The sequence below is a fragment of the Thiohalocapsa sp. genome, from assembly GCF_019695415.1.
Lineage (GTDB): Bacteria > Pseudomonadota > Gammaproteobacteria > Chromatiales > Chromatiaceae > Thiohalocapsa.
This window is the reverse complement of sequence record NZ_JAIFKJ010000115.1, coordinates 1-8,885: the sequence shown is the minus strand read 5'-3', so window position 1 is coordinate 8,885 and position 8,885 is coordinate 1. Positions and strand designations below refer to the sequence as shown.

At 65.9% G+C, this 8,885-nt stretch carries 9 protein-coding genes; 3 read left to right on the top strand and 6 right to left on the bottom strand.

The window, feature by feature from the left end:
* Positions 1-327: 327 nt before the first annotated feature.
* The 6 genes from I6U14_RS02730 to I6U14_RS02705 form a co-directional block, all read right to left on the bottom strand.
* The gene (locus tag I6U14_RS02730; RefSeq protein ID WP_296896690.1) at positions 328-801 is read right to left on the bottom strand and encodes a DUF2919 family protein; all 474 of its coding nucleotides are present in this window, start codon (positions 799-801) and stop codon (positions 328-330) included.
* A 96-nt stretch (positions 802-897) separates the two neighbouring features.
* Positions 898-2,217, bottom strand: a complete 1,320-nt coding sequence (locus I6U14_RS02725; RefSeq protein ID WP_296896688.1) for an MFS transporter — start codon at positions 2,215-2,217, stop codon at positions 898-900.
* 230 nt (positions 2,218-2,447) lie between these two features.
* Positions 2,448-2,867 carry a DsrE family protein gene (locus tag I6U14_RS02720; RefSeq protein ID WP_296896686.1) on the bottom strand — a complete coding sequence of 140 codons (420 nt, stop codon included), beginning with the start codon at positions 2,865-2,867 and terminating at the stop codon, positions 2,448-2,450.
* Positions 2,868-3,147: 280 nt separating this feature from the next.
* Positions 3,148-4,566, bottom strand: coding sequence for a PhoH family protein (locus I6U14_RS02715; RefSeq protein ID WP_296896685.1), 1,419 nt, complete (start codon positions 4,564-4,566; stop codon positions 3,148-3,150).
* 107 nt (positions 4,567-4,673) lie between these two features.
* Positions 4,674-5,141 carry a peroxiredoxin gene (locus I6U14_RS02710; RefSeq protein WP_296896683.1) on the bottom strand — a complete coding sequence of 156 codons (468 nt, stop codon included), beginning with the start codon at positions 5,139-5,141 and terminating at the stop codon, positions 4,674-4,676.
* A gap of 92 nt (positions 5,142-5,233) precedes the next feature.
* Complete coding sequence (locus I6U14_RS02705; RefSeq protein ID WP_296896681.1) at positions 5,234-5,773, bottom strand: glycine cleavage system protein R; 540 nt, start codon at positions 5,771-5,773, stop codon at positions 5,234-5,236.
* Positions 5,774-5,993: 220 nt separating this feature from the next.
* Here I6U14_RS02705 and dapA point away from each other — a divergent pair, with 220 nt between their 5' ends.
* From dapA to I6U14_RS02690, 3 genes are all read left to right on the top strand, one after another.
* Positions 5,994-6,872, top strand: coding sequence for a 4-hydroxy-tetrahydrodipicolinate synthase (gene dapA / locus I6U14_RS02700; protein WP_296896679.1), 879 nt, complete (start codon positions 5,994-5,996; stop codon positions 6,870-6,872).
* A 77-nt stretch (positions 6,873-6,949) separates the two neighbouring features.
* A complete protein-coding gene (gene bamC, locus I6U14_RS02695) occupies positions 6,950-8,119 on the top strand; it encodes an outer membrane protein assembly factor BamC (protein WP_296896677.1) in 1,170 nt (389 codons plus the stop codon).
* 108 nt (positions 8,120-8,227) lie between these two features.
* On the top strand, positions 8,228-8,885 hold a 658-nt coding region (locus I6U14_RS02690), incomplete at its 3' end, for an MBL fold metallo-hydrolase (RefSeq protein ID WP_296896692.1).

Genomic DNA, 8,885 nt, shown 5'->3' with positions numbered 1-8,885 from the left:
AAGTTTGGGGGCGGGGCACGCAAGTGGGCGGCAGCCGTGTTTGCCGGGTGTCTACCGGTGCTGGTTGGTGTTTGCTGTGCGCCGTACCGGAGCTATCTACCCAAGGCTACTAGGGCGGTCGTGTTCGTCCTGGTGGGTTGGGGGCTCACAGAGTCCAAGGAGGCGGCCGTCCACGCCATCTTCCTGAAGCTGCAAAAGTCAATGCGCGTCAGGTGCGAGAGGCGCATCTTCCGGGAGTGCCAGGAGGTACCGACGCCCAGGTAACGCGGACCCATAGTGCAGTCTCGCCGCTGTGCATATCGGTATCTGCCCAGGCCTGTGGTTGCCTCATGCCGTTTCCGCTGGAAAATCGCGAAACAGATCCCTTACCAACGCCGAGCGCCAAAGGTAGGCAACGACGGCGATATTGAGTAGTGCGGACACGAGCACTGCCTCGTTCAGGGCGACGACCAACGGCTTGCCGCCGGTCGTCAGCTGCCAACCGAGCAGGGTGAGGTAGAGCAGGGCGGATGCCGTGAGCAGGGCGCGGCCAAGTGGCCAGAGACGGCGCATCCAGGCCGGCGATCGCGGCCTACGGCGGGCGGCGATGACGGCCACCGGCAGGGCGAGCAGGTCGGCTGCCAGGTAGGCGGGGCGGATCAGGTCCCTGAGCGCTTTGATTTCCTCGCCGGTGGTGGGGAGGAAGGTGATGCCGAGCAGCAGCAGGTGACGCAGCAGGAACGCGAGCACGAGCCAGAGGGTCAGGGGGACCTTCAGGGCCAGGTGCTCGTCGTAGCGACTGGGGTCATGCGGCAGGGGCAAGGCCGATCACTCCGTATCCGCCCGAGAGCGTGAATGTCATCCGCCATGCTGCGCGGTTGGGCTGATCCGACCCTGACCTTCTGGCGGGAGTGGCACTCAGCCGCTGGCGGTTGCCGTCGCGGTGATTGGCTTGGGTGCCGTCCACAGCCGCACGTAAAGGCTCGCGAAGACCAGCAGCACGTTGATACTGCCCACCACGACAAAGGGTGCGCGCGGGTCGACGGCATCGAACAGCCGTCCGCCAACCGCAGTGATGATGAGGATACCGATGGCGCCAGAGATGTTGAACGCGCCGAGCACGGAGCCGCGTTGGTTCTGAGGGGCTTCCTGGCCGATCAGCGACTGCGCAGCCAAGAAAACGCTGATCTGACCGATGCCCTGTAGGATGAAGAACACCAACCGATAATCGCCATAGGGATCATCGAGCAGTATCAGGGCAAGATTACCAACAGCCGCCAGCACCATGCAGATGGCGAGGCCGGTCACGCGATCCATACGGTCGAGGATCGGCCCCATCACCGGCGCCCAGAGCAGCGCCGCGATCTGCGCAATGACAAAGATGAAGGTTCCGTTCATCACCGCTTCGGCGTTGTCCATACCGGCGGCGCGTCCGGCCAGGGTGCCCCAGAGGATCAGGAAGGCAGCGTTGATCGATTGATCACCGCGGGCGATGAAGGCCGCGGCATAGGCGAGGAGGACACGCGGGTTGCGGGCCTGAGCAAAGCCGCTGAGGAGCAGCGTACGAACCGTTGGGCGCTCCTCGCGATGCACGGGCACCCCGGCCTGCAGCCCGACGCGGACCGCCAGTGCGCCCAGAACACACATGCCGGCGACCGCGAAATGGGTCAGCACGCCCGCCTCTAGCGGACCTAAGCCGCGCAGCGTGAGCAGGTCCGGCAGCGAGCCGAAGCCTTGGTTCATCACCACCACGCCAAGGCCGCTCAGCACGCCGACCATGGCGACCAGCTTGCCGCGGGAGCGCTCAATCGGGTAATCGACCAGTACTGTGGAGAGCGCGCCAGCCACCGCGACCACACCGATGGCATAAATCACGCGAAACGCGAACAGCCATTCGACGGAGGGGGCCAGCGGATAGAGCACATAGGTTGCGCCGAGCATCAGAAAGCCGACCGCGAACACGCCGCGGCGGCTGATGCGGTCGATCAGCACGCCGGCCGGCATGAACAGCAGCAGCGTGATGATTTCCGTGAGGAGGACCAGGTCACCCGTGATCGTGCCCTGCACCGACTCCGGGACGCCCAGGTGAGCATTGAGGATATAAGTCTGACCGGCTGTGATGAACGTCATCAAGCCGATGGACAGGAAAGCCGACAGCAGAAAGGTGTAGCCGTTCCAGCGGCTGACGCCGGCCGCGAGCACGACGGGGCCGATTCTGTTTTGGGTCGCATCGTGCATGGTTGACCTTGCTGCAGGGCAGATGACATGGCTACGGGCGATGTCGAGCCCAGGGAGCCGACTGGTTTGCGCAGACCGGCATGCGCCGACCTTGTCCACCGCGCCCGCGGCGTTGCCGGCGAGGCAATGCACTTAGCCGGCTTGGTCCCCGCCGCTAACCGGCGAGGCGATCGGCTGAGCGTTTGCGCCAGGTGCGGGAACCGGTGCTGGCCGTTCCCGCGCTGGCGGTGTTAGGGGCGAATATACGCGTACCCCTGGCCCTGCAGCTCCGTGATACGGGTTACACCGCCTTTTTCTGCAATCTTGAACCCGGGCAGCAGCTCATCGGGCGCCAGGCCGAGGGCCTCCAGCGTGTTGGCGCAGGCCTCGAAGGTGACACCCTGCTCTTGGAGCTCGGCGATACCGTTGCGCACGCGATCCACGGCTTCGATGTCGTTGAACTGCTTTACGGCCGGACCGTGTGACACCAGCACGATCTCGATGTTCTCGCCGCCGCCGACGCCTGCGATGTGGTTCTTGATGTTATTGAGCGCAAAGCTGACCTTGGCTTCGTCCGATACGTGATAAACGACCTTCGGCTTGTCGCCGGCCAGCGCCAGGGCGGGGCCGAGGGCAAGCGCCAGGAGCAGGCTGAGCAGGATGATGCGCATGTTGGGAGTCCTCATGGTTCTTTGGTGGTTAGGTCCAGGCGGACCCTGATTGGTACGGCGGTGGCGTTGGCGCCGCTGCCATGAGTGCGGATTATGGGGGCTAGCGAGGGGAAGTGCAGCATTCACCGCCACCCGCAGAGTGCCACCCGCGCTGACCTCGGGGTGGTCGGCTCCAGGGGAGACGCCGATTGACTGGCGTCTCCCGTGCCGATCACGGAAAGGCAAAGCCAATACTCAGCGTCTCCCATGGCAGCGCCGAGTCCGGCGGGAGACGTGTGGCTCAGAGCTCGTCCGACGCGAAGTCCGCGAGCCGCGACCGCTCGCCGCGGATCAGCGTGATGTGGCCGCTGTGCTGCCAGTCCTTGAAGCGGTCCACCACGTAGGTCAGGCCGGACGTGGTCTCAGTCAGATAGGGCGTGTCGATCTGTGCGATATTCCCAAGGCAGACGATCTTCGTCCCCGGGCCGGCGCGGGTGATGAGCGTCTTCATCTGCTTGGCTGTCAGGTTCTGTGCCTCGTCCAGGATGATGTATTTGTGCAGGAAGGTTCGTCCGCGCATGAAGTTGAGCGACTGGATGCGTACCCGCGAGCGCAGCAGATCGTTGGTGGCGGCCCGGCCCCAGTCGCCGCCCTCCGTCTGTGTGAGCACCTCCATGTTGTCCATCAGCGCGCCCATCCAGGGGGTCATCTTCTCTTCCTCGGTGCCGGGCAGGAAACCGATATCCTCACCCACGGGGACCGTCACCCGAGTCATGATGATCTCGCGGTAGATGTTGCGATCCAGCACCTGTGCCAGTCCAGCAGCCAGCGCCAGCAGCGTCTTGCCGGTGCCGGCTGTGCCGAGCAGAGTCACGAAATCGAGCTCGGGGTCCATCAGCATGTTGAGCGCGAAGTTCTGCTCGCGGTTGCGTGCCGAGATGCCCCAGACGTTGTGCCGCTGCAGGCGGTAGTCGTCCACCAGCTCGATGACCGCCTCGGTCTCTCCGCGGCGCTCCCGCACCATGGCCTCGAAGCTCTCGTCCTGATCCATATACAGGCATTGGCTCGGATACCAGTCCGCCACGTCCGGACCCTGGACGCGGTAGAAGGTGCGACCTTCCTCCTGCCAGGCGTCCACCTCCTTTGCGTGGTGCTCCCAGAAGTCGTCCGAAAGCGGCGCCATACCCGTGTAGAGCAGGTCGACGTCGTCCAGTACTCGGTCGTTGGAATAGTCCTCCGCCGGCAGGCCCAGCACCGCGGCCTTGATGCGCAGGTTGATGTCCTTGGAAACGATGACGACGGTGTGCTCGGCCCGGCGTCCTTGCAGCGACTGCGCCGTGGCCAGGATCTCGTTGTCGGCGGTGGTGCCGGGTAGGACGGTGTCGAAGTGCTGCGACAGCGGCTCTGTCTGGAAGAAGAGCCGCCCCGCCGGCGGCTCGGTGACACCGCTGCCGTACTCGCCGAAGGGCTGGATCGGCAGACCGGCGTCGATTTCGGTCTTGTCCGCGTCCTGCATCAGTTGGTCCAGAAAGCGGCTCACCTGGCGCACGTTGCGGGCCACCTCGGAGACACCCTTCTTCGCCGCGTCGAGCTCCTCGAGCACCACCATCGGCAGGAAGATGTCGTGCTCCTTGAAGCGGAAGATCGCCGTTGGATCGTGCATCAGCACGTTGGTATCCAGGACGAAGAGACAGGGCTTATCGTTCTCGCGCTTGATCATAAGCAGCTTTGGGCGCGCCTCGGCCGTGGCAGTATTACGAGGGCCATACCGCGCGGCGCTTGCCGCGGGTGTTGCGGGGTGAGGGGGTTTGCGGCGGTAAGCGCCCGTCAGCCCAGTGCGCGCACGGCCTCCAAGACCTCGTCCACGTGGCCTTTGACCTTCACGCCGCGCCATTCCTGGCGGAGCACGCCCCGCTCGTCGATGAGGAAGGTGCTGCGCTCGACGCCGAGGGATTCCTTGCCGTACATCTTCTTGAGCTTGATGACGTCGAACGCCTTGCACAGCGCCTCGTCCTTGTCGGAGAGCAGGTCGAAGCCGAAGGACTGTTTCGCCTTGAAGTTCTCCTGCGCCTTGATGCCGTCGCGGGAGGCGCCGACGATGGCCGTATTGAGCTTGGCGAATGCTTCCTGTGCCGATGTGAAGTCGAGCCCCTCCTGGGTGCAGCCCGGGGTGCTCGCCTTCGGGTAGAAGTAGAGGACGACGCGCTGCCCGCGTAGGTCCGAGAGCTTCAGGGTTTTGTCACCGGTGGCGGGGAGCTCGATGTCCGGGACGGTCTCGCCGATTGCGACTGCCATGGGTAATTCCTCTGTGGGGCTGACGGGTTGGCGGCGGCGGGTTTTCAGCCGGTCTGGCCCGCCCCTGGCGGTGGTGGGCCGGCGCGGCGGGCTCAGGACTTGAGCGGCTCCAGGACCGCGTCGAGGTTGAGCCCGTCGCAGTAGTCCATGAACTCTTCGCGGAGAGTCGCGATGTGTGTCGAGGCCGGGATGCCGACGGTCATGTGCACGGCGAACATGGGCGTGCCGGTGTGGGCGGCGGCGTAGGTGTTGGTGGCCATGTCCTCGATGTTGATCTGCCGCTCGGCGAAGAAGCCGGCCAGGTTGTTGACGATGCCCGGGTGGTCCATGGCAATGACATCGACGGCATAGGGCACCTTGTCGGTGCTGCGCTCGCGCTCGCCGGTGCGCTTACAGGTGATGGTGAGGCCGAGTGAGCGCTCAAGCTCGGGCAGTGCATTCTCAACCTTGGCCAGGGTGTTCCATTTGCCTTCTACCAGAAGGATGGCGGCAAACTCGCCACCCAGCACCGTCATACGGCTGTCTTCGATGTTGCAGCCCTGCTCGAGGATGGTCCGCGACAGGTCGTTGACCAGGCCCGGGTGGTCCTCGCCGAGGGCAGAGATCACGAGAAAAGTCTTGTGCGTGCTCATGGTTCCTTTGAAGGGTCATGGGGCGGCCGGCGGCAAGCTCGCGCCGAGTGTATAGCATGCCCTTTTGCGGGGCCAAGGCCAGGCCGCGGGAGCTGACGCGCTGTCTGCCTGAAGCCGCTGGCGCGCCCTGGCGGCCGGCGCAGCGCCCGTCGCTGCCTTGTAAGGTCGCTGGGGCGCGCGCTAGTATCCGCAGATTGTTTAGGCACCAAGTGGGCCACTGATGTTTGTGCGTGGGAGCATCGTCGCGCTGATCACACCGATGGATGAGGACGGGTCCGTCGACGATACTGCGCTCGCGCGGCTGGTGGAGTTCCATGTCGAGGCCGGCACTGCCGGCCTCGTTGCCGTGGGCACCACGGGAGAGTCGGCGACGCTGGACGAGCGTGAGCATTGCGCTGTGATCGCTCGCTGCGTCGAGCTGGCCCGCGGGCGCATTCCGGTCATCGCCGGTACTGGTGCCAACGCCACCGCGGAGGCCATACGACTCACTCGCTGCGCGCAGGAAGTGGGTGCCGATGCGGCGCTGCTGGTGACCCCTTACTACAACAAACCGACGCAGGCAGGGCTCATCGCCCATCACCAGGCCGTCGCCGAAGCCGTCGCCATACCGCAGATCCTCTACAACGTCCCGGGCCGCACCGCTTGCGACATGCTGCCGGAGACCACCGCCGCACTGGCGGCTGTGGACAACATCATTGGCCTCAAAGATGCCACCGGCGACCTCGACCGCGTCGCCCGGCTGCGCGAGCTCTGCGGGCCGGATTTTGCCCTCTATAGTGGCGATGACGGCACGGGCTGCGAGTTCATGCTGCGCGGCGGTGACGGCGTTATCTCCGTTACCAGCAACGTTGCCCCGGCGCTGATGCAAGAGATGTGCGAGGCGGCCCTCGCCGGGGACCGGGAGACGGCACTGGCGTTGAACGCGCGCCTCGATGGTCTCCACCGTGCGCTCTTCCTGGAGTCCAACCCAATTCCGGTGAAATGGGCCATGGCGGAAATGGGGCTCGCGCAGCGCGGCATCCGCCTTCCCCTCACTTGGCTCAGTGAGGACTACCACGCACCGCTGCGGGAGGCGATGCAGCGCGTCGGTGCGAGCTGAGGCCGCCGCAGCCGCCGGCACCTGCCGCGGGTGCTGGTCTCAGTGGTGAGCAGCGCAACCCCATTGTCCCAGCCATCATGACCAAGCGATCTACCCAACTGCTGGCCGCTCTGGCGGCACTGCTCGTCGCGGGCTGCGGCGGCACACTAGACAAGGTCCTGCCGGACCAGTCGCTCGAATACAAGGAACAGCGCGAGGCCTCGGAGAATCTCGAGCTGCCGCCCGACCTCGCCGGCGCCACCTTCGATGACGCCCTGGACATCCCCAGTGCCTCGGGCACGGCCACCTATTCGAGCTACGCCGGCGAGCGCGCGGCCCGTACCCGCATCGCCGGTAGCAGCACTGTGCTGCCAGAAGTGCAGGGGGTGACGCTGCGCCGCTCGGGGGACCGCCGCTGGCTCGATATCGACGCACCGCCCGCCGCCGTCTGGCCGGAAGTGGTCGCGTTCTGGCGCCAGCAGGGCATCCTGCTGGTCGAGCAGGACCCGGCGACGGGCGTCATGAAGACGGATTGGCTGGAGAACCGTGCGGAGGTCCGCTCCGACTTCATCACTCGCCAGGTCCGCAAGGTGCTGGATGGGCTCTACTCCACCTCCACCCGCGATCAATATCGCGTCCGCATCGACGCAGGCCCCGTCCGGGACTCCACCGAGGTCTATCTGACCCACAATGGTATGGAGGAGCGTCTAGTGCGCAACACCGTCGGTGAGGGGGCCACGACGGTATGGGAGCCGGCCGGTAACGACCCTGACAAAGAGGCCATTATGCTGCGCCGCCTGATGCTCTATCTGGGCGTGTCAGACCGTGACGCCGACCGCATGCTCGCCGGTGGCGGTGGCAGCGCTGCCGGCGTTGCTGGCACAGTGCCCGCCGGCGCAGGCGCTCGACTCGTGGGCAGCGGCGCCAGCGCGGAGCTCGTGATACCTGGAGAATATCGTCAGGCCTGGCGACAAACAGGGCTCGCCCTGGATCGCAGCGGCTTCGCCGTGGCCGACCGCAACCGCAGCGAGGGCGTTTTCTATGTTCGCTACGATGACCCCCAAAGGGATGCTGACGGCAAGCGGGGGATCATCGACCGTGTCGCATTCTGGCGCGGCAGCGGCGACCGCGAGGTCGAGCAATACCAAGTGCGGCTCGATGCCGGCGCCGACGAAACCCGCGTCAGGGTGCTGGACGCGGCCGGCCGACCCACCACCGGCGGCACGGGCGAGCGCATCCTGGGGCTGCTTGCAGAAGAGCTTCGCTAGGCTGCAGGACTTCGTTGTCGGATGCTGCGCACCACTTGGCAACCTGGCCGCAGCGCCGCTTCCCTGCGCTCGGACATCCTTTGTTGATATCGGGATCGGTTAGTGCGCATGCGCTTCGCGGTGTTGGGCAGCGGCAGCGGCGGCAACGCGACCCTCATCGAATGTAACGGCACGCGTGTGCTGCTGGATTGCGGTTTCTCCCTGCGGGAAGTAGAGCAGCGCCTCGCCGCCATCGGCGTCCAGCCCGGCGAGCTGACGGCCGTTGTCGTCACCCACGAGCACGGCGACCATATCGCCGGCGTCCCTCGTCTCGCCCGGCGCTATGACCTGGAGGTCTGGGCGTCCCCCGGCACCTGGAAGGGCGTCTGCACAGGTCCCGCCAAGGCCCGCAGGCCCGATGCCGTGGCGCGGTTGCGGCTCTTCCCGAGCCATGCGCGGAGCCTGCGCATCGGTGCCATGGTGCTGCGGCCGATCCCTGTGCCGCACGACGCGCGCGAGCCCTGCCAGTTCGTGTTCGAGGGCGACGGGCGTCGCCTCGGTGTGCTGACGGATGCGGGCACTGTGACGCCGCGCATGTGCGACGCGCTGCGCGAGTGCGATGCGCTGATGCTGGAGGCCAACCATGAACCGGAGATGCTCAAGCCAGGGCCCTATCCGCCGACCGTCCAGCGCCGGGTGGGCGGTGCCCTCGGCCATCCCAGCAACGCCCAGGCCGCGGAGTTGCTGGAGCGCGTCCCCCACGCCGGATTCACACCGGTGCTGCTCG

Bases quoted from the DNA above. Each gene is read 5' to 3' on its own strand.
- I6U14_RS02725 (WP_296896688.1), bottom strand. From the start codon at position 2,217: ATGCACGATGCGACCCAAAACAGAATCGGCCCCGTCGTGCTCGCGGCC.
- I6U14_RS02720 (WP_296896686.1), bottom strand. From the start codon at position 2,867: ATGCGCATCATCCTGCTCAGCCTGCTCCTGGCGCTTGCCCTCGGCCCC.
- I6U14_RS02715 (WP_296896685.1), bottom strand. From the start codon at position 4,566: ATGATCAAGCGCGAGAACGATAAGCCCTGTCTCTTCGTCCTGGATACC.
- I6U14_RS02710 (WP_296896683.1), bottom strand. From the start codon at position 5,141: ATGGCAGTCGCAATCGGCGAGACCGTCCCGGACATCGAGCTCCCCGCC.
- I6U14_RS02705 (WP_296896681.1), bottom strand. From the start codon at position 5,773: ATGAGCACGCACAAGACTTTTCTCGTGATCTCTGCCCTCGGCGAGGAC.
- dapA (WP_296896679.1), top strand. From the start codon at position 5,994: ATGTTTGTGCGTGGGAGCATCGTCGCGCTGATCACACCGATGGATGAG.
- bamC (WP_296896677.1), top strand. From the start codon at position 6,950: ATGACCAAGCGATCTACCCAACTGCTGGCCGCTCTGGCGGCACTGCTC.